General features: G+C 71.7%; 20 protein-coding genes. 17 read left to right on the top strand and 3 right to left on the bottom strand.

Annotation, left to right across the window (positions count from 1 at the left end; genetic code table 11):
- Positions 1-24: 24 nt before the first annotated feature.
- From IE239_RS10035 to IE239_RS09990, 10 genes are all read left to right on the top strand, one after another.
- On the top strand, positions 25-552 hold the full coding sequence (locus IE239_RS10035; RefSeq protein WP_190148940.1) for a phosphoribosyltransferase: 528 nt from the start codon (positions 25-27) through the stop codon (positions 550-552).
- Positions 542-1318, top strand: coding sequence for a dTMP kinase (locus tag IE239_RS10030; RefSeq protein WP_190148939.1), 777 nt, complete (start codon positions 542-544; stop codon positions 1316-1318). The genes IE239_RS10035 and IE239_RS10030 overlap by 11 nt, the downstream gene beginning before the upstream one ends.
- Complete coding sequence (locus IE239_RS10025; RefSeq protein ID WP_190148938.1) at positions 1308-2345, top strand: radical SAM protein; 1038 nt, start codon at positions 1308-1310, stop codon at positions 2343-2345. Before IE239_RS10030 ends, IE239_RS10025 begins: the two co-directional genes overlap by 11 nt.
- Entirely contained in the window at positions 2342-3448 is a 1107-nt protein-coding gene (locus IE239_RS10020) for a DegT/DnrJ/EryC1/StrS family aminotransferase (protein WP_229877997.1), read from the top strand. The genes IE239_RS10025 and IE239_RS10020 overlap by 4 nt, the downstream gene beginning before the upstream one ends.
- An 86-nt stretch (positions 3449-3534) precedes the next feature.
- Positions 3535-4305 (top strand): nucleoside/nucleotide kinase family protein, encoded by a 771-nt coding sequence (locus IE239_RS10015; protein WP_190148937.1) that lies wholly within the window; start codon positions 3535-3537, stop codon positions 4303-4305.
- The gene (locus tag IE239_RS10010; protein ID WP_190148936.1) at positions 4302-5099 is read left to right on the top strand and encodes an HAD family hydrolase; all 798 of its coding nucleotides are present in this window, start codon (positions 4302-4304) and stop codon (positions 5097-5099) included. The genes IE239_RS10015 and IE239_RS10010 overlap by 4 nt, the downstream gene beginning before the upstream one ends.
- Before the next feature lie 28 nt (positions 5100-5127).
- A complete protein-coding gene (locus IE239_RS10005) occupies positions 5128-6096 on the top strand; it encodes a phosphoribosylaminoimidazolesuccinocarboxamide synthase (RefSeq protein WP_229877995.1) in 969 nt (322 codons plus the stop codon).
- 79 nt (positions 6097-6175) lie between these two features.
- Entirely contained in the window at positions 6176-6853 is a 678-nt protein-coding gene (locus IE239_RS10000; protein ID WP_229877993.1) for a 3'-5' exonuclease, read from the top strand.
- Between the two features lie 57 nt (positions 6854-6910).
- Positions 6911-7552, top strand: coding sequence for a mycothiol-dependent nitroreductase Rv2466c family protein (locus IE239_RS09995; protein WP_037905392.1), 642 nt, complete (start codon positions 6911-6913; stop codon positions 7550-7552).
- 142 nt (positions 7553-7694) lie between these two features.
- Positions 7695-8528, top strand: coding sequence for a class I SAM-dependent methyltransferase (locus IE239_RS09990; RefSeq protein ID WP_190148934.1), 834 nt, complete (start codon positions 7695-7697; stop codon positions 8526-8528).
- Between the two features lie 89 nt (positions 8529-8617).
- On the opposite strand, the gene IE239_RS09985 is transcribed toward IE239_RS09990, so the two are convergent.
- Positions 8618-9178: an NUDIX hydrolase gene (locus IE239_RS09985; protein ID WP_190148933.1), complete on the bottom strand. Its 561-nt coding sequence runs from the start codon at positions 9176-9178 to the stop codon at positions 8618-8620.
- Positions 9179-9545: 367 nt separating this feature from the next.
- On the opposite strand from IE239_RS09985, the gene IE239_RS09980 reads away from it, so the two are divergent.
- The 7 genes from IE239_RS09980 (at position 9546) to IE239_RS09950 (ending at position 16933) form a co-directional block, all read left to right on the top strand.
- Entirely contained in the window at positions 9546-11486 is a 1941-nt protein-coding gene (locus IE239_RS09980) for an ATP-binding cassette domain-containing protein (protein ID WP_373308078.1), read from the top strand.
- A 199-nt stretch (positions 11487-11685) separates the two neighbouring features.
- On the top strand, positions 11686-12570 hold the full coding sequence (locus IE239_RS09975) for a phosphotransferase (RefSeq protein WP_190148932.1): 885 nt from the start codon (positions 11686-11688) through the stop codon (positions 12568-12570).
- Positions 12567-13040 carry an NUDIX domain-containing protein gene (locus IE239_RS09970; RefSeq protein WP_229877991.1) on the top strand — a complete coding sequence of 158 codons (474 nt, stop codon included), beginning with the start codon at positions 12567-12569 and terminating at the stop codon, positions 13038-13040. Before IE239_RS09975 ends, IE239_RS09970 begins: the two co-directional genes overlap by 4 nt.
- A complete protein-coding gene (locus IE239_RS09965; RefSeq protein ID WP_190148931.1) occupies positions 13037-14332 on the top strand; it encodes an MFS transporter in 1296 nt (431 codons plus the stop codon). Before IE239_RS09970 ends, IE239_RS09965 begins: the two co-directional genes overlap by 4 nt.
- Complete coding sequence (locus IE239_RS09960) at positions 14329-14907, top strand: class I SAM-dependent methyltransferase (RefSeq protein WP_190148930.1); 579 nt, start codon at positions 14329-14331, stop codon at positions 14905-14907. Before IE239_RS09965 ends, IE239_RS09960 begins: the two co-directional genes overlap by 4 nt.
- A 32-nt stretch (positions 14908-14939) precedes the next feature.
- Complete coding sequence (locus tag IE239_RS09955) at positions 14940-16097, top strand: bifunctional class I SAM-dependent methyltransferase/NUDIX hydrolase (protein WP_229877989.1); 1158 nt, start codon at positions 14940-14942, stop codon at positions 16095-16097.
- Positions 16098-16171: 74 nt separating this feature from the next.
- A complete protein-coding gene (locus IE239_RS09950; protein ID WP_190148928.1) occupies positions 16172-16933 on the top strand; it encodes a PIG-L deacetylase family protein in 762 nt (253 codons plus the stop codon).
- On the opposite strand, the gene IE239_RS09945 is transcribed toward IE239_RS09950, so the two are convergent.
- Positions 16925-17443 (bottom strand): GNAT family N-acetyltransferase, encoded by a 519-nt coding sequence (locus IE239_RS09945; protein ID WP_190148927.1) that lies wholly within the window; start codon positions 17441-17443, stop codon positions 16925-16927. The genes IE239_RS09950 and IE239_RS09945 overlap by 9 nt on opposite strands.
- A complete protein-coding gene (locus tag IE239_RS09940; protein ID WP_190149044.1) occupies positions 17440-18879 on the bottom strand; it encodes an NsdA family TPR-like regulatory protein in 1440 nt (479 codons plus the stop codon). The genes IE239_RS09945 and IE239_RS09940 overlap by 4 nt, the downstream gene beginning before the upstream one ends.
- Positions 18880-19018: the final 139 nt, after the last annotated feature.

Below are 19018 nucleotides of genomic sequence, written 5' to 3'. Positions count from 1 at the left end.
TCGACCGAGAAGGAGGTAGAGCAGATGGAACCATCGTCGACTTCACCGTTACGTGCTGACCGGCCCGGCCCGCTGTTCCTGACGTGGGACGACCTCACCACCGCGACGGCAACCCTCGCGCATCAGGTGGTGGCCGCAGAGGTGCCGCAGGTGGTGGTGGGTATCGTCCGCGGCGGCATGATCCCGGCCGCGTGGCTCGCCCACCGGCTCGCGATCCGCGACGTGCGGACCGTCGAGGTCACCCGCACGACCAGCGACGGCATCAACGCCGCCAAGAGCACGGTCCCCATCGTCCGCAACCCCGCGTCGCTCGGCGACCTCACGGGCCTGGACGTGCTGCTCGTTGACGACATCGCCGGCAGTGGCGTGACCCTCGCCCACACGGCCCGGATGATCCATGACCTCGGCCCCGCCCGGGTGCGCACTGCGGTCCTCGCCGTGAACCGGGCCAACTGGACGCAGAGCTCAGACCCCCACCGCGACATCGACTACATCGCCTCGTTGACGGACACCTGGGTCGTCTTCCCCTGGGAGGAGCAGCATGAGCGCTGAACTGGGTTCCCCGGCCGGGCGCGCCGCGGGTCGGAGGGCGACGGGCACGACGGCCCCCGTCCTTCCCGTGCCTCGTGCCGCTGCTGGCCGTGTCCGGCCGTTGTGGGTGAGCGTCGAGGGTCTCAACGGGGTGGGCAAGAGCGAGGCGATCCGTGCGGTCGCGGCCGAGCTGGGCCCGCGGTGCGTGCGGCTGAGCGAGCTGACGGACCAGGACGGCGACACGCTGCCGGGCCAGGTGATCACCGCTCTCCGCTCGACGGAGGACGTCTTTCTCCGGACGGGGTATCCCGTCGTCGAGACCCTGGCCTTCCTCGCTCTGAAGGTCCGCGAGTACGAGCGCCTGAGCGAGGGCGACTTGACCGGCGTCGAGGTGATCCTCGAAGACCGTGGGGTCGACAGCACGGCCATCTACCAGGCGTTGATCCTGGCCGCCCAGCACCCGGGCGTACAGCCTCAGGCACTGGCGGAGCGCATCCTGGCGACCATGGCGCCATGGCGCCCTGCCCCCGACGCGACGGTCCTGCTGACGTGCGACCGGGAGGTCGCCACCAGCCGGTTCGCCGCCCGGACCGGCCGGGTGCTCGACGGCCGGGACCTCGAGGTGATCGAACAGGCCGACGTCCTCTACCGCGAGTTCGCCCGCGCCCACCCCGACCGGTTCACCGTGCTGGATGTGAACGGATGCAGCCGGGACGAGAGCGCGAAGGCACTCCGGGTGGCCGTGGAGGACCTGATCCAGCGGCGGGAGGCCGTCCATGCGTCGTGACATCACGCTCCTGTGGGGACTGCGGTCCCGCTGCGCCGTGGCTTGTCTGTACTGCTACTTCGGCACCGTGGAGGAGCACAAGGTCAGCCCGCCGGACCAGCTCGGCATCCTGTCGCACATCTCCCGCAACGACCTGAGCCGGGAGGAGATCACCGCGTTCGCGCGGACCCTGGAGGGCTCCCCGGTCGAGCGGGTCGTCATTGCCGGCGGCGAGCCGCTGGACTGGCCCGCGGCCCTGGACCTGATCGAGATCATCAAGAACGCGGGATGCGAGGTGGTCATCGCCACGAACGGCATCCCTCTCACCCGACCGGGGATCGCCGAACGTCTCGTCGAGCTTCGAGTGGACGGGGTGTCGGTGTCCCTGGACAGCGTGGACCCGGCTTCCAACGATCGTCTGCGGCCCTCCCGCTCCGGGAAGTTCGGCCACGCCGACGTGGTGGCCGGCATTCAGGCACTGCTGCGGGCCCGCGGCACCGGCCCGGCGCCGCGGGTCGGGATTTACAGCGTGGTGATGCGGCCGGCGCCGCAGGAGATCACCCAGGTGGCGCGGCTGGGCGCCGAGCTCGGCGTGGACTATTTTGTGCCGCAGCCGATCTCCCTGGCACCCGATCACAAGCTGTTCGCCGAGCTCGCGCACACCCCCGAGGACACGGTGACTGTGGCCCAGGAACTGGCCCAGCTGCAGGCCGACCCGGCGGGCCTGGAGGTTCCCTCGCCCGGCTCGATGCTGCGCTTCGTCTCCGCGATCTCCACCCAGGCTGGCGGGCGCGTGCAGGAGTGCTTCGGCGGTGCGCAGCTGTTCTTCGTCCAGCCGGACGGCTCGCTGTGGGACTGCCCGTCCGATCGCCGGATCGCCGCGACCCCCGCCGAGCGGCGGCGCACGATCGCCGGGGCGGACGCCCGGACGCTTTTCGACGGGCGGCCCCCGTGCACGGACTGCTCTCACTTCAGCCGGGACTGCGTGAACATGTGGCCCCTGGTCCTGGACATGCCGCGCCTGCTCAACAAGGAGTCCAGCCGGTGAACCTTCCCCCGCCCCCTGACAAGGCGCCGCTCCTGCAAGAGGTGACCGCCAGCCTGTCGGCCATGCCCGACCCGGCAGCCTCGGGCCATTTGCGACGGTTCGAGGACGAAGCCGCGCACGCTCTCGGCACCGCGCACGCGGTCGCCGTGTCCTCGGGCACCGCTGCTCTGCACGCCGCGCTGTCCGCGTGCGGGATCGGACCGGGAGACGACGTCCTCGTACCAGCGCTCACCGTGATCATGACTGTGGCACCTCTTCGTGCTCTCGGGGCCACGCCGGTGTTCGTCGACAGCGACCCGGCCACCCTGGACCTGGACTACGAGGACGCGGCCCGGAAGGTCACCACGCGGGCCCGGGCGATCATCCCGGTCCACCTGTGGGGCCGCATGGGAGACCCCGGCGCGCTGGCAGCGTTCGCGTCCGAGCACGGACTCGCGGTCGTCGAGGACGCGGCCCAGGCCGTCGGCACCGTCCGTAACAAACGGCTGGCCGGCACAGTCGGCACGGTCGGCTGCTTCAGCATGAAGGACGGCAAGATCCTGTGGAGCGGCGAAGGTGGGTTCCTCACCACGGCCAGCGGCCGGGTCGCTGAGCACGCGCGCGCCTTCCGCAGCCACTGGCAGCCCGCCCCACCGGGAGAGGCCCCGCTCAGCCGCTTGGCAACCAACTCCCGCCTCGCCGCGCCCCTGGCCGCCCTCGCCCTGGCCAACCTCCGCCGCCTGCCTGATCTGATCGAACGGCGCCGCGCCCAGACCCGATACCTCCTGAACGCCCTGGAGCGGGTCCCCGGGCTGACCGCCCTCGCCCCTGCCGCAGGTGAGGAGTGGAACGGCTTCTCCCCGCTGCTGCACATCGGCCTTCCCAGCCCCCGGGCATTCGCCGAACATCTCGCGCAGCAGGGCGTGCCGAACTCCACCGGCAGTTTCCGCCTCGTGCCCTGCGACACCCGGCCCCCTTTCCCCCGGCCGGAGCAGCCCTGCCGCGGCACGGCCGAGATCCTCGACCACACGCTCGCCGTCGTCCTGGCCGAGGGCGACACCCAGGCCACCCTCGACCACTACGCCGATGTCATCGCCCAGGCGGCCGCCGCGTGGGCACCGTGACCGCCGACCGGGAAGCCGGTACCGCCGGACCCGTCCGCGCATGCCGCTCCGGCGCCCTGTCCTCGTCTCCGAAAGGATTCCCGCCCGTGACGATCACCCCGGTACGCCACGCGTGCACGCGCGGCCCGCTGATCTCCGCCGAAGGACTCAACGGCGTCGGCAAGACCTACCTGACCAACCGCGCCGTCGAAGCCCTCGACGAGAAGCCGTTGATGCTGGACGAGTTCTCCCAGCGGGCGAACGGACGCCCCGGACTGGGCGAAGCCCTGCTCCAGGCGCTGCGCGCGGCCAGCGCCGGCGACCCGTTCCTGCGCGGGGGCACACCCATGGCCGAGGCTCTCCTCCTGATGGCCATCAAGCGCCATGACCTCGACACCCTGCTCCCCGACCTGGCCGGTGGGCGCACGGTCGTCGAAGGCCGCAGCGTCGACACCACGGCGGTGTGCCAGGCACTGCTGCTGCACCCCGATCACCCGGACCAAGCCCTGGAGACGGCCCTGGCCCTGCTCGACCTCGCCTCCTTCTACCGGCCGCTGCCCGATCTCACGATCCTGGTCACCGACGACGCCGACCAGGCGCTGGTGCGCGCGCAGCGTCGCGACCGGCGGGTCTTCACCCCCGAGCAGGCCACATTCATGCGCCGGGCGTGCGCGCTGTTCGAACGGGTCGCCGCCACCGATCCGGCCCGCTACCGCGTCATCGACCGGCGCGTCATCGACGAGTACGAGGCCGCCGCGCAGATCCGTGACTGGATCGGCGGCGCCGGGCCCGGCCTGGACTGCCTGCGTGAGCCGTGGGCGGGCGAGGGGGCGCCGTGCATGTGCTGCGGACAGCGCGCGGAAGTGGTGCCGACATGAACAAGAGGACCCTTGCATCGAGCAGCCCGAACCCTGCCCGCGGCGCGAGCTGCTCGCCGGCCATCCCCGACGGCATCCTGGCCGTGATCTTCGACTTCGACGGAACCCTCGCCGACACGACGGCCAACCAGGAGCAGTCGCTGCGGGCGGCACTCCAGCCGTACGGGCTCGACCTGGACACGGACTGGTACCGCCGACGCTTCGGCCTGTCCATCCACGACCTGCTCGCCGCGTTGCCGGGCGCACGGCAGCTGCCCCACGACGAGATCATCGGCCGTAGCCGCGCCCACCTCCTGGCCCACATGAACACCATCGCCCCCATCGCGTGCAGCGTCGCGCTCCTGCACGCGGCGCGCGAAGCCGGGCTGCCCTGCGCCGTAGCGTCGGCGGCCAGCCGCATCCTCGTCCATCCCGGGATCGAGGCCCTGGGCTTGGCCCCCCAGTTCGAAGCTGTCGTCACCCGGGAGGACGCCGCACGCGGCAAGCCCGCCCCCGACCTGTTCCTGGAGGCCGCCCGCCGCATCGGCGTCCCGCCGGAGCGCTGCCTCGCCGTGGAAGACGCCCCGGACGGCATCGCCTCCGCGCTCGCCGCCGGCATGCACGTGCTCAGGGTGGTCGACGGCCACCTGGCCCCCACCGGCGATAGCGGCGAAGACACCACGGGCCTGCCGTCACGAGCCGGAGTTCCGATGCCGCCCGGCTGCGCGCTCGGGCTGGCCGCTGCCCGCCGGGCGGCCACCCAAAGCGGCCCCGCATCGGTCCCCGCGCCGTCCACCGCCGATTCCGACCGGTGACGGCTCCCGGCCGTCGCAGCAGAGGAGCATGATGCCCGTCCTCCACTCGACCAAGAACCTGAAGGTCGCCACCCCTGTCACGCAATCCAGTGCGGGCGTCGGGATCTTCGAGTACACCGACGCCTACACGGTGTTCCACTACGGCCGGATGCCGGACCTGATCCCCGGCAAGGGCGAGGCCATCGCCCGCATGGCCGCCTTCAACTTCGCCCTGCTGGAGGCGGCCGGCGTGCGAACCCACTTCCGCCGGTTCACCGCCCCCCGCCACATCGAGTTCGATCTCGCCCGCCTACCCGCCCCGGACGCCGTGCCCCTGGCCCCCGACGTCCGCAACACCCTGCTCCCCGTGCAGGTCCTTGTCCGCACCGAACTCCCGCAGGGCAGCTCCGTCCACCGCCGTCTCGCAGCCGGTACCCTCACCCCGGCCCAGGCCGGACTCAGCTCCCTCCCCGCGATCGGGGAGGAACTGAAGGACCCGCTCGTCGAGTTCGCGACCATGCTGGACGACGTCAACCAGTACATCGACGCGGCACAAGCCCAACGCCTCACGGGCCTGGACGACGACCGGTTCCAAGCCTTGCTCGACACCACCGTCACAGTCAACCGCGTACTGACCGAACACGCGCGCACGGTGGGCCTGCGGCACTGCGACGGGAAACTCGAATTCGTGGTGGCGGCCGACGGCGGCCTCGTGCTCGCCGACAGCCCCGGCACGCCCGACGAGAGCCGCCTGCTCTTCGACGGCGTGCACTGCGGCAAGCAGGTCCTGCGGAACTGGTACGTCGACAACGGGCTCGAAGTCCCCGTCAACCAGCTGATCGCTGAAGGCGTGCCCCGGCACCGGTGGCCCACTCCTACCCCATTGCCGGGCGAGTTCCTGCCGGTGATGTCCGACCTCTACCGGTCCCTGAGCGAGACCTGGACCGGCGAGCGCCTCTGGAACGCGCCGGATCTGCCCGCGGCCACGGCGGCCGTGGTCCGGCTCATCGGGCACTGACGAGAACCCACCCGGGCAGGCGCTGGCACGTGCTCTCCTCGATGAGCAGGGCGCGCGCCAGCGCTGCCACCCAACCGAGATGAACGGCGAACCTATGGGCAGTTTGACCGACGACCCCGACTTCCGGGCAACGACGTTCGTGGTCATCGACTTCGAGACGACGACGCCGACGGGCTACCCGGCGCAGCCCATCGAAGTCGCGGCTCTCGCCCTGCGCTGCCCAGATGGTGCGTGGACGGAGGCGGGCCGGAGTACCTCCCTCATCCGGCCGCCCGCGTTCGCCCCGGTGACACCGGCCGACACGGCCCAGACCGGCCTGACAGCGGCCGAACTGGCAGGCGCCCCGGACGTGGCGCACGTCATGGGCGCCCTGGACCGGCGCTTCACCCCTGGCGGCCGGTACCTGCTGGTGGCGCAGCACGCCGCGACCGAGGCGAACGTCATCCACAACGCCCGAGAGCACTGCCCGGCCCTGTCCCGTGTCGACTTCCTCGACACCATCCCCCTCGCCAAGTACCTGGTCCCGGGCCTGGCGAACTACAAGCTCGACACCCTGCTGGCGCACTTCGCCATCGCGCAGCCGGCCGCCCGCCACCGGGCCTACGCCGACGTCGACGTCACCGCGCAGGTGTTCCTCCGCCTCCTTGGTGCTGCAGACGACGCCGCGCAGCTCGCCGACCTCGCCGCCCTGGTGAAGGTGGCGGGGCGCACCGCCAAGAGCAACATCCCAGTCCAGGGCGGGCTCTTCAACATCTAGCCCATCCGCCCGACAACGAGCCATGCAGTGCCACTCGCAGATTGGACGGTACGCATCATGACGATCACCGAAGAGACCCGCGGCGACGAGGTCCAGGTCCCGTTCTGGTTCGATCCGCTGTGCCCCTGGGCCTGGATCACCTCCCGCTGGCTCCTGGAAGTCGAGCAGGTTCGGCCGGTGCGCGCCGACTGGCGGATCATGTCGCTCGCCTACCTCAACCTCGACCAGCGGGGCGGCAAGGGCATCAGCGAGGACTACCGGGAGCTGATGAACACGGCCTGGGGGTCGGTGCGGGTCTGCGCCGCCGCCGCCGAACACGCCGGCCGCCCCGTGCTGGGGCCGCTGTACACGGCCATCGGCACCCGGCTGCACAACCAGCGGCGCCGCGAGGACCCCACCGTCATTACCGAAGCCCTGGCGGAGGCCGGGCTGCCGGCCTCGCTGGCCGCGGCGGCCTCCAGCACGGAGTTCGACCAGCGCATCAAGGACTCGCACCACGAGGCGTTCGACGAGGTCGGCCTCGACGTCGGGACCCCCGTCCTGCGGATCGCCGGCACGACCCTGTTCGGTCCCGTCATCACTCCGGCCCCCCGCGGCGAAGCCGCCGGACAGCTCTGGGACGGCCTGGCGTTGGTCGCGGCGACGGACGGCTTCTTCGAGCTCAAGCGGAGCCGCAACGTCAAGCCGTCCTTCGACTGAGCCCACCGCGACCCGACCGGCTCCAAGGACACGCAGAACACCCGGCCCCGCACCGCCGGTTCGGTTCGGTTCGGTTCGAGCGGATCCAGATCACCTCCACGCCCGCCACGTGCGGCACCCGACCACGAGAGCGAGGAACCCGTTGGAGTACGACGCCCTCACCGGCTGGGACGACGACATCACCGCCGAGACCTACGCCGCCTTCACCCGGGCCTACCCCATGTACAGCGCCTCCAGCCGCGATCTGGCCGCGCGTGCCGACCTCACCCGCAGTCGTGTGATCGTCGACCTGTGCGGCGGCACCGGTACGACGGCCGAGGCGATCCTCGCCCTGGCGCCGCCCGACTCCACCGTCTTCTCCCTCGACAGCTCCGCCGCCATGCAGAGCATCGGCCGCCGACTCCTGAGCGACCCCCGGCTGACTTGGGTCAACGCCCCTGCCGAAGGTTTGGCCGACCATGTCCCGGCACGCAGCGTGGATGCCGTCGTGTGCAACTCGGCGGTGTGGAAGACGGACGTCGCCGCTGTGGTCACTGCGGTGCGCCGTGTACTGCGGCCCGGAGGCCGGTTCGTCTTCAACATCGGCGGCGCCTTCGCCGGGGTCACCCACCCCGACGCGCTGTCCCCGCCGACCGGGCCTTCTCTCAGCGCCCTGATCGAGCAGATCGCTAACCGGGACTACGGCATCGTCCCGCCGACGGCCGCCGTCCCTCCGAAGCTCCCGCTCCCCATGATCACCGGGCTGCTGGCCGATGCCGGGTTGCACGTTGTCGCCGCGGAGGTCACCGGCCAGCACACCACGACCGCTGAGAGGGCGGCCTGGCTGTCCATTCCCGTCTTCGCCCACCCCGAGGGCGCCCTCTCCTACGAGCAGAAGATGGCGATCCTCGCCGAGGCCACCGCCCAGTCCAAGCCAGACGACGTCACGGTGACGAGCTGGCTCGTGATCGTCGCCGAGCTTCCGGCAGAGGCATGACGCCGAACGCGCTTGCCCCGGCGTCTTCTATGACGGCATGTTCCCTGCCCGTCAGCCGGCCGCCACGAGAGCTTCCGGTGGCGCAGGGGTTACCTGATTCCGGTCGATGTGGTGACCGCCCGCGCGATCCGGGGCCCGACGAGGCGCTCCGCGAGATCCAGCGGGTACCAGGCGGCGCCGGTCACCTCGGACTCCTGGATACGCCCGACCTCGGCGTCTGCCGTCGTGAAGACATAGCCGAAATCCAGGTGGTAGTGGTCCGGCTCGCCCTTTGCGGGCCTGGCCGGCACCCGGCCGAACTCGACATAGGCAGGGTGCGCAGAGACGAGGGCGACCTGTCCAGGGTCGATGCCGGTCTCCTCGGACAGCTCCCGCAGCGCCGCGCCGACCAGCGTCGTATCGGTCGGCTCCAGATGACCGCCTGGCTGCAAAGTGATCCCGTACGCGAGGTGTTCGATCAGAAGGACCTCGGCGTGGTCCCGGACCAGCAGCGCGCCGGCGGTGACGTGCATCGGGAAGGTCCGCCGCGAGGCGACCCCCCGGCCTTCGGCCAGGAGCCGCAGAGGCTCGGCCAGTTGTCCGGCCTCTTGCGGGTAGCGCTCAAGGTAGGCGGTGAGCACTCCCGCGATGTCGGAATCAGTGATCGCCACAGGTCATCGCCCTCCGCTCGGCCCGAGGAGGGTTCCGCCGGGATGGGCCGCTCGAGGGCGGCCACCAAGCACGTGCACAGTCAGCTCCACAAGAGTCGTGGCGTACCGGAAGCCCCGCACTCTACAAGTCCGACGGGCCCCATACGCACCAACGCGCCCGCTGGCGTACGGCGCTTGGGAACCTCGGCGATTCGGCCAAACGCCCTTTGTGGCAGTGCCGTTGCGAGAGCTGGGTCGGTGCTGTTCCCACGGTTCCTCGAACGCTCTATCCCGGGACTTCAGGACCGACCGAAAAACGTGTGTTCGATATCCGGGCTGTGTCGTTGAGCCTCGCGAACCAGCCGTGACGACCGACAGGGGGATCGACTTGACCTCGGGCAGCACAGCCGCACAGCCGAGCACGGACGAAGCGGAGGGGACCCCACCCGACAGCGGGGGCGCGGCGCAGGAGGAGGAGTTCCAGTACCGGGACGAGTCCCGGATCCAGGCCGGCGCGCAGATGACGACGACCACGATGGCGCGGCGCCTGCCCGTGCTGGTGCGCCGGTCGCTGCGGATGGCGTGGCAGGTTGACCGGGGCGCGACGGCCGGACTGCTCGCGTGCCAGATCGGCACCGGCGTGCTGGCCGCACTGGGCCTGTTCGCCGTGACCGGGACCCTCACCGCGCTGATCGCCTCCGGCGACATCACCGAGCGGCTGCGGGAGGCGGCTCCGCAGCTGGCCGTCATCGCGGTGGCTGCCGGGCTGCGCGCCCTGCTGGGAGTCACGGTGACCTGGCTGACCGGGCGGCTGCGGCCGGTGCTCGCCCGGGCCGCGGAAGTCAGCATGGTCGAGGCGGCTCTCGGCGCCGAGGCCGCGGCGAACAACAAGCCGGGGTACAACGACCAGTACGACATCGCCGACCGCGGCGCCCAGGTCACTCCCGACCTCGTGGAGGAAGCCCAGGACGTGCTGGCCGCCACGGCGACCCTCGCCGCCGGCGCGACCGTCCTCACCGTGATCCACCCGATTCTCCTGCCTCTGCTGCTCCTGGCGTGCCTGCCGCAGGCCGCCGCGTACGTGCGCGCGGCCCGCGTGGTGTACCTCGCGAGCCTGGAGACGTCGGGGCGCCGACGGATGCTGCACAAGCTGCGCTGGCACATGTCCTACATGGAGTCCAGCGAGGAGATGCGAGCCTGCCTGGCCGGCCCGTTCCTCCTCGGCCGCTACCGGCGCCTGGCCGCCTCCGTCAACGTCTCCGAGCGCGAGGCCGCGAACACCGGGGCCTGGATGGGCCTGGCCGGCGCGGCGGCCGGCGGAGTCGCCTCGGCGGCGGTCTGGGCGACCCTGCTGTGGCTCCTGGTCTCCGGCCGGATGGACCTGGCGGCGGGCGGCGGCGCGGTCTTCGCCCTGCAGACGGCGACCGGCTCCGTACGCGGCATCATCAACGGCGGGGCCCGGCTGGTGCGCACCGGCTGGTACGTGCAGGACTGGCAGAACTTCATCGACAACGCGCACGGGCAGGCGATGGTGGCCTCGCGTGGCTCCGAGATGCTGTCGGCGCCGCCGGAACGGTTCGAGGTCCGCGACGTCACCTACCGGTACGACTGTGCGGAGAAGGACAGCCTGGCCGGGGTATCGCTGAAGGTACGGCGCGGGGAGATCGTGGCGCTGGTCGGGGAGAACGGGTCAGGGAAGACGACTCTGTCCCGGCTGATCTGCGGACTGCTGCTGCCGACCTCCGGGGAAGTGGCCTGGGATCACACGACCACCGCGCGGCTGGAGCCGTGGGAGGCGTGGAAGCACGTGGCGGTCGCGCCGCAGCGGTTCACCTATCTGCCGCTGACGCTGCGCGACAACGTCACCCTGGGGCAGGGCGACCCCAGCGACGCCGCGCTCATGGCGGCCTGCGAGGCGTCCGGAGCCGCGGACATGCTGCCCGCCCTCCGTTCCGGCCTCGACACCCTCCTGACCAGCGAGTGGTTTGGCGGCCACCAGCTGTCCGGCGGGCAGTGGCAACGCGTCATCCTGACCAGGGCCTTTCACCGGAAGGCCGAGCTACTGGTGATGGATGAGCCCACGGCCGCGCTCGACGCCCGGGCGGAGCACCACGTCTTCACCGGCCTGCGGGACCTGGCCAAGGACCGCGCCATCCTTCTGATCACGCACCGGCTCGCCAACGTCGCCGTGGCCGACCGGATCGTCGTCCTCGACCAGGGCCGCCTCGTCCAGGAAGGCACGTACGCGCAGCTCACCCGCGAGCCCGGGCTCTTTCGGACCCTGTGGGAACTGGAGCAGCGCACCGGCGGCGCGCCCGATCCGACCTGATCCCCTGCCCGCAGTACTGAGCCGACTCCGGCCGGCAACGGCCAGGGTCGGCCGCCGCCGGCCTGGTCTGCCCATCCGGCACTCCGACGATCAACGCGACCGACACCCCGGGAGGAACCGTGTTCCCCGATCTCACCGAATCTGATGGCGGTGCGTTCTGCCGCTCCGCCGTCCCGCGCCCGGTCGCGAGGTGTGCCGGATGAGCTCGACGAAGCCGCTGCCCGCGGCCCTGAAGCGTTGGGCGGAACAGCGGATCGGCCCCGTCGTGTCCGTCCGCGACGCCTCGCACAGCTGGGACCGCTCCCGGGTGTGGGATCTGGAGGGCGAACGCGGGGTGCACCACTACCTGAAGGTCTCGCCCTCGGTGAAGTTCTTCACCCGGGAGAGCCGGGCCTACCGTCACATCGTCCCCGCACTCGGACACACCCGGGCGCCCCACCTCGTCGACAGCCGCGCCCAGGACCTGGCCCTGCTGCTCACCGCGGTTCCCGGCGCCCCGGCGAAGGAACTCGGATTGGGCGCCGCCGGGTGGCGGACCGTGCACCAACAGGCCGGGGCGCTCTGCGCCCGGCTCCACGAGGCCGGGCCACTCGACCGCGGCGACCAGGTGGAGGCCGAAGCCTCTTTGTCCGCCGCCGCTGACGGAGCGGAGAAGTACCTGGCTCGCGCCGGGGACCGGCTCAACCAGGACGAGCAGCAGCTGATCCGGGACCACGCCGCACGCCTTCGCCGCGTCGGCCCGGTACCCGTCGGCTACATCCACGGCGACAACCAGCCGAGGAACTGGCTGTGGTCCACGAGCGGGCTCGCCCTCATCGACTTCGAACGGTCCCGGCCGGCCGCGCGCGTCCAGGACCTCGTCATCCTCGCCACCACCCAGTGGGCCGACCATCCGGACCGCGAGAAGGCGTTCCTCCTGTCCTACGGGCGGGAGCTGTCCGACGCCGAGCGGCACGCGCTCCGCTGCCTGACCGCGCTGGACGCGGTCAACTGCCTTGCCTGGGGCCCGGACAACGGCGACGCCGAGGTCACCGCCCGCGGTCGGCGGACCCTGGACAGGCTCATGAAGGAGGACCGGTCGTGAGCGCCGTACACCGGAGCATCGGGAACGTCATGGTCCTGCTCCAGCGTCCTGGCGACGGCCGGATCCTGACCGTCCGGCACCAGGCGACGTCGTGGCACTCCCCCGGGATGCTCACGGTCGTCGGAGGACGCCTTGAGGACGGCGAGTTCCTCGACGAGGGAGCGGTGCGCGAGCTCGCCGAGGAAGTCGGCATCCACATCAGCCCGGACCGCCTGCGGTTCTGCCAGCTGCTCCACTTCCACGCGGCGGACGGTGAGCGGGTGATCGGCGCCGCCTTCACGGTGCGGGAGTGGGAGGGCACCCCGTACAACCGCGAGCCGGGCACGCACACCGAGCTGGTGTGGGTCGACCCGACCGCCCCGCCCCCCGACTGCCACCCCTTCACCCACGCGGTCCTCACCCACTTCTCCACCGGCCGGCTCTACGCCAACGTGATCGCCCCAGAACTGCTGGGCGGTGAGGCCGGGTGACGACCTCCACCCAGACGGCCAAGGCCTCGACGGTCACCTCCCCGGATCTGCGCCGCTTGGTCGCCAGCGAGTGCGCGAGCCTCTCCGGATCCGCGGTTAGCACCGTCGCCCTCCCCACCCTGGCCGTGCTGGAACTCCACGCCTCCACCACCCAGATCGCCGCGCTCGCCTTCCTCGGCCAACTCCCGAATGCCGTCGTGGCGCTCCCGGCCGGCGCGCTCTCGGACCGCTACGCCAAGCGCCCCCAGATGATCGCCGCGGACCTCACCGCCGCCGCGGGCCTCGCGACCATCCCGGCCGCCGCCTTCGCCGGAGTGCTCGGCATCGGCCAGCTGTACGCGGTCGCCGTCATCCTGGGCATCACCAAGATCGTGCACGACGCGGCCGCCATCAGCTACCTGCCCGTCCTCGTCGAACCTCACCTGCTGCAGCGCGCGAACTCCCGGCTCGGCGCGGCCTCGTCGGTGGCCGACAGCGCGGGCAGCAACGCGGGCGCCGCGCTGGTCGGCGCCATCGGCGCCGCCCGCTCCGTCCTCGCCGACGTCCTCTCCTACCTCGTCTCCGCCCTTCTCGTGTGGCGCATCCGCACCCCCGAGCTGGTCGCCGCTCCGCCCGAAGGCCGCCGGACCCTCTCGCGGGACATCGGTGAGGGCCTGCGCTACGTGGCTGGGCAGCCCACGATCCGCACAGTGATCGCGGCCCTGTCCACGCTCAGCTTCGGCCTGGCGGTCATGAACACGTACTGGGCGTACTACCTACTCGTCGACCTGCATGTATCCCCGACGGAGTTCGGCGTGATCATGGGCGTCGGCGGGGCGGGCAGCCTGGCCGGGGCGCTCCTCGCCCCGCGCATCGCGTCCCGCTTCGGCATCGGACCGACGATCATCATCGGGTTCGCGGTCAGCCCGCTGGCCCAGATCCCCCTCCTGCTCGCCGGACCAGGACTCCGTTGGCAGATCGCGCTCGCCGGGACGCTGGCCGTTCAGCTGTTCTGGGCCACAGCCTCCGGGACGAGCCAGAGGTCCCTGAGGCAGATCCTGTGCGAGCCCCGCTTCCAGGGCCGCATGCAGGCCGCGAGCACCACGGTGACCGCGGGAGCCCGGCCCCTGGCCTCCGCGGCCGCCGGCGCCCTGGTCCTCTTCCTCGGCGTCCGGGGAACCCTCACCGTCGGGGCGGTCCTCGAGATCGTCCCCGTGATCCTCCTGCTCGTCTCCCCTGTCCGCGCCCTGCGGGACATGCCCGTCCCGCCCGGGCGTACCGCCGTGCCGCCCGCCCGTGAAGGAGCCTCATGACGACGACCGCGACCGCCGCCTACTGGGAACCGCTCTGGGCAGGCGGTCGTCGCTACCGGCAACTCGACCGCCCCGAGAACCGGCTGATGGATGAACACCTCGGCCCCGGCCGCGGACGGCCGGCCCTCGACATCGGCTGCGGCGACGGCGCCCTGGCCCGCCACCTTCACCACGAGCTCGGATACCGCACCACTGGCATCGACATCTCCCCCAGCGCCGTCGCACTCGCCGCCGCCCACGACGAAGGTCCCACCCCCGGTCCGGCGTGGCGGTGCGTCGACATCACCACCAGCGACCTCACGGACCTGCCGGAGCCCGCATACGCGGTCATCACCTGCCGCCTCGTCTACCGGTGGATGGAGGACAAGACAGCCTTCCTCAACCGCGTCCGCCATCTCCTTGTCCCCGGCGGGACGTTCTGGGTGGTCACCGAGATCGCCGGACGCCGCGAGGACACCGACCCTCTCCGAGGTCTCGGGATCAGACCGGCCGAGGTCGAAACCCTCACCTCCGGCTGGTCCGCCGTCCAGGCCGCCGACCTTGACGTGCTCCGCTGCTACGCCCTGCACCCCTGACCCCCACTCACCCCTTGCCGATGGAGGACTCGGTGACCACCGAGAAGGACACCCTCGAAATCTGGAACACCTACGGCACCCACCAGATCACCAGAGGACTTCAGCTGCCCGAACTGGACCGGTGGGACTGGGGAATCCCGGAGACCGGCCCCGGCATCAACGCCCTCGGTGAGGTGGCGGGACTACGCGTCCTCGACCTCGGCAGCGGCCTCGGCCGGCACGCCGCGAACCTGGCCGCCCTGGGCGCCAAGGTCACCGCCGTCGACGCCTCACCCGCCCAGCACCAGCGCGCCCTCACCCGCTACCCGGACCACCCCGGTCTGCACCTGGTGTGCGCCGACGCAGTGGACCACCTGCGCGCTGCCGACCCGTACGACCTGATCTACTCCGTCGGCTCCCTGCCGTATCTGGACCCCAACCGGCTGCTGCCCGCCCTGGCCAACGGCCTCAAACCGGGCGGACGCCTGGTCTTCTCCGCGCTGCACACCAACTCGGACGGCGCCGGGCCCTCGAACGAGGTGACCCCGCGCCCCGAGATCCTGCGGCTGCCCGGCACGACCCAGGACCACCCCGTGAACATGTGGGTCCTCAGCGTGCAGCTCTGGGAAGACCTCCTGGTCCAGCACGGCCTCACCCTGGACTCGGTCACAGCGATCGACTCTCCGACGACGGACAACGCGGTCTCCTACCGGCTGTACACGGCCCGCCGTCCGGAACGCGTGCCGAGCCGTCCCCGCACCAACGCACCTCCCCCGCCGAACACCGCGCTCGGCGTCGGTGTGATCGTGCACGGCCCGGACGGCATCCTGCTCGGCCGACACCGGCGCCGTACCTGGGAGCTCGCCGGCGGGACCGTCGAACCGGGCGAGACGTTCGCCGAGGCAGCCGTCCGCGAGCTCCACGAGGAAGCCGGCCTCGTAGCCGAGCCCGACGACGTACAGGTGCTGGGCACGCTCCTGGACCGGGTGGGCGACGTCGTACGGCTGACGGTGCCCGTCCTGATCACCCGCTGCTCCGGCACCCCCCGTCAACGCGAAGAGACCATCGGCTCCTGGCGGTTCTGGCCTCTGACCGCGCTGCCCCAGCCGTTGTTCGTGCCCAGCGCCCAGTGCCTGACCGCCTGGAACCCCGCCCTCCCGCTCGACCACCCGGCCGCCCACTTCCAGCCGTACGCCTCCCCAGGCCGCTAGCCCGGCACCGACCACCTCCCGCGACCACGTTCGACAGAAAAGGTCTTACCGTGCCTCCGTCCTCTTCTGCGTCCATGCCGTCCCTGCTGGGCATCTTCGGCCATCCGGACGACGAGTCCCTCCTGGCCGGCGGCGTCTTCGCGCAGCACGCCGCCGCGGGCGCCACGACCGCCGTGGTCACCGCCACCTGGGCGCCCGACAGCCACCGGGCCGGCGAACTCGCAGAAGCCCTGGACATCCTGGGGGCGGGCAGGCCGCGCATGCTGGGATTCGCCGACGCTCGCATCCCCGACTCCGCGCCCGGCCGGCCCCGGCTCTGCGACGCCCCGCTGGAGGAGGTAGCGGGGCTGATCGTCGAACACATCCGCGCCGTACGGCCACAGGTCGTCGTCACCCACGACGCCTACGGCCAGCTGACCGGCCACCCGGACCACCTCCGCACCCACCAGGCGGCGCTGCTGGCGTTCCACGCCGCGGGCCTGGAACACCTCTACCCGCAGGCCGGGGCTCCGTGGCAGCCCGACTCGCTGTACGCCGCGACGCATCCACATTCGGGGGTGGGCGAACTGGGTGCGCTGTTGACGCGGGTTGGCAAGAAGGTGCTCAGCGTGCCGGACGGACACGTCACCGAGACGGTCGACGTGAGCGACTGCACGGACCGGAAACTGGCCGCGATCTTGGCACACCGCAGCGAAGCCGCGCGGGAGCGGCCCCTTCCCGGAATCCTCTCCCGGCTTCCCGCAGCGGAGCGGGAGTCGATCATCGCGACGGAGTACTTCACCCTCCTCGGCAGGAAGCCGGCGCCGGGCGGGGCGGTCCTCCAGCAGTCACCGTGAGCTGCTGCCGAGGAGCTTGGTCATGGCCCGGTTGACTCGGGCGTCGCGTCCGGCGACGTAGGAGGGGCAGGGCAGGTAACCGGCCCGATGGTAGAGAGCGAGGGCGGCGGTGTTGCGCCGTCCGGTCTCCAGCATGATCCGCGTCGCGCCGCGGCTGGAAGCATGCCCTTCGAGACGTTGGAGGAGGTACCGGCCGATTCCGTGGCCGCGAGCTTCACCGGAGACGTACATGCGTTTGATCTCTGCAGTGTGCTCATCGAGGAGGCGTACGCCTCCGCACCCGACCGCCTCGTCGCCGACGTGGGCGATGAGGAACAGGCCGGCGGGCGGGTCGAAGTCCGCCTCGGGGGTGGCGTCCGGGTCGTCGGCGAAGCCGTACAACGTGTGCTGTTCGGCGCGGAGGGCCTGGGTCAGGCGCCGGGCGTCCGGGTGGTCGTAGTGCGCGGCGGTCACGGAGGGCGTCAGGCGTATCGCGGCCGGGGCGTCGGAGGCGGTGGGCACGAAGGTCATGAAGCCGATAGTGCCCTGTCGACGGCGGTGAGCGCACGGGCGCCGTCCGGTGCGCGCATGCGGGCGCCTGCTGAACGGCGGATCCGGCGCAGGAGGTTGCGGCAGCGGATGGACTGCACGTCGGGTACCCGGTCGGCGAGTTGCAGGAGGGTGGCTGCGGTGGCGCCGGGGTCGCGGGCGAGGAGGTGGGCGTGCGCGAGGTGGATGCCGTGCAGGAGGGCGGAGCGGGGGAATCCGCTGGTGGGGCCGTGGTCGGTGAGGGGGGACAGGAGCGTGGTCGCCTCGGCGAGCAGGCGCCTGGTGTGGGCGGGGTTGGTGGCGGCGAGTTCGACGAGGGCGTGGCCGGCCTCGGCGGAGACCTGTTCGGGGGTGAAGTAGTACAAGGAGGGCGGGTCGTCGTCGCGGCGGTGTTCCAGGAGGGTTCGGCAGCGGTCCGTGGCGTCCCGGAAGGCGCTGATGTCGCCGGCCGCGGCGTGGGCGGTGGCCATGCGGCCCCAGGCGCGGGCGCGGACGACGGGGCTGCTGCGGGCGGTGTGGTCGACGGCGGCTTCGGCGTAGCGCAGGGCAGCGGCGGGCTTGCCGGTCGCGGCGTGCTGGTAGGCCAGCATGCCTAAGACGTTGGCGACCGTGGTGGTGTCGCCGGCGGCTCTGGCGAGGCGGATCGCGAGGAGCTGGTAGCGCTGAGCGGCCGCGTTGAGGTCGGCGTCGAAGGCCATCCACCCGCTGAGCTGGGCCATGCCGCTGGCGGTGGCGAGGAGGCGGGTGCCGACGTCGGTGGTGTAGCTGCTGCTGCGGACCAGGTCGAGGACGCCGGCGAGTTCGATGCGCACGTACCGCTGGGACAAGGCTCCGCCTCCGGCGGTGTCGTCCAGGCGCCGCAGGCGGCCGAGGTGGCCTTCGAGGACGTCGACGAACGCGGGCAGGACCTGCTCCTGGGTGCCCGGTGCAGCGGTGCGCAGCGGGCTCTGTCGGGTAGCGTCCCAGACGGCGCTCAGGAGCTGGCTGTCGCCTGCCGGGTGGAGGATGGCCTGCTCTTGCGGGTCGGTAGCGGTCCATGCGGTGGCGGTGGCCAGGACGTCGGCGACCGAGCGGCGGCCGACGAGGTCGTCGGTGGCGGTCTTCTCGGCCGTCGCGCCGCCCGCAGCGGGCTCTCCCCAGAGGTCCGCGGCGTTGAAAGGTTCGCCGGTGGCCTCGGTGAGGACGGTGGCCGCGAGCCGGCGCACGGTCGCGGAGCGGGGCCTGGTGCCGTTGAGCCAGGCCCGGCCGGCAGTCAGGTGCAAGGTGGGCTGGCCGGCGGCTTCCAAGCGGGGGTTGAGGGCCCGGACGAGATCACGGGGTGTCCACCGGGCTGCCCGGAGGGCGGCGGCCAGGGCCTGGTTCGAGGGGGGCGCGGACGCCGACCCGGCGTCCGCCGACGTCGCGTCGCGGAGGGTCATCACGCCCGGACGCTACGTCAGATCTCCTGTGTGGGGCGCGAATTCTCGGCTTTTCTCGCTCTCGCCGCGAAATTCTCAACGTTCTCTCCGGTCCCCTCTGCCGCAGCCTCTTCGGGCGCTGTGTGCTGGTGAGCCCGCC

This window comes from Streptomyces humidus, assembly GCF_014649655.1.
Classification (GTDB): domain Bacteria; phylum Actinomycetota; class Actinomycetes; order Streptomycetales; family Streptomycetaceae; genus Streptomyces; species Streptomyces humidus.
Note: the sequence above shows the minus strand (reverse complement) of the source record. Positions and strands in the feature narration are given on the sequence as shown.

Coding starts and splice junctions, on each gene's coding strand:
- IE239_RS10035 (WP_190148940.1), top strand. CDS start 25: ATGGAACCATCGTCGACTTCACCGTTACGTGCTGACCGGCCCGGCCCG.
- IE239_RS10030 (WP_190148939.1), top strand. CDS start 542: ATGAGCGCTGAACTGGGTTCCCCGGCCGGGCGCGCCGCGGGTCGGAGG.
- IE239_RS10025 (WP_190148938.1), top strand. CDS start 1,308: ATGCGTCGTGACATCACGCTCCTGTGGGGACTGCGGTCCCGCTGCGCC.
- IE239_RS10010 (WP_190148936.1), top strand. CDS start 4,302: ATGAACAAGAGGACCCTTGCATCGAGCAGCCCGAACCCTGCCCGCGGC.
- IE239_RS10005 (WP_229877995.1), top strand. CDS start 5,128: ATGATGCCCGTCCTCCACTCGACCAAGAACCTGAAGGTCGCCACCCCT.
- IE239_RS10000 (WP_229877993.1), top strand. CDS start 6,176: ATGAACGGCGAACCTATGGGCAGTTTGACCGACGACCCCGACTTCCGG.
- IE239_RS09995 (WP_037905392.1), top strand. CDS start 6,911: ATGACGATCACCGAAGAGACCCGCGGCGACGAGGTCCAGGTCCCGTTC.
- IE239_RS09975 (WP_190148932.1), top strand. CDS start 11,686: ATGAGCTCGACGAAGCCGCTGCCCGCGGCCCTGAAGCGTTGGGCGGAA.
- IE239_RS09960 (WP_190148930.1), top strand. CDS start 14,329: ATGACGACGACCGCGACCGCCGCCTACTGGGAACCGCTCTGGGCAGGC.
- IE239_RS09950 (WP_190148928.1), top strand. CDS start 16,172: ATGCCGTCCCTGCTGGGCATCTTCGGCCATCCGGACGACGAGTCCCTC.
- IE239_RS09945 (WP_190148927.1), bottom strand. CDS start 17,443: ATGACCTTCGTGCCCACCGCCTCCGACGCCCCGGCCGCGATACGCCTG.
- IE239_RS09940 (WP_190149044.1), bottom strand. CDS start 18,879: ATGACCCTCCGCGACGCGACGTCGGCGGACGCCGGGTCGGCGTCCGCG.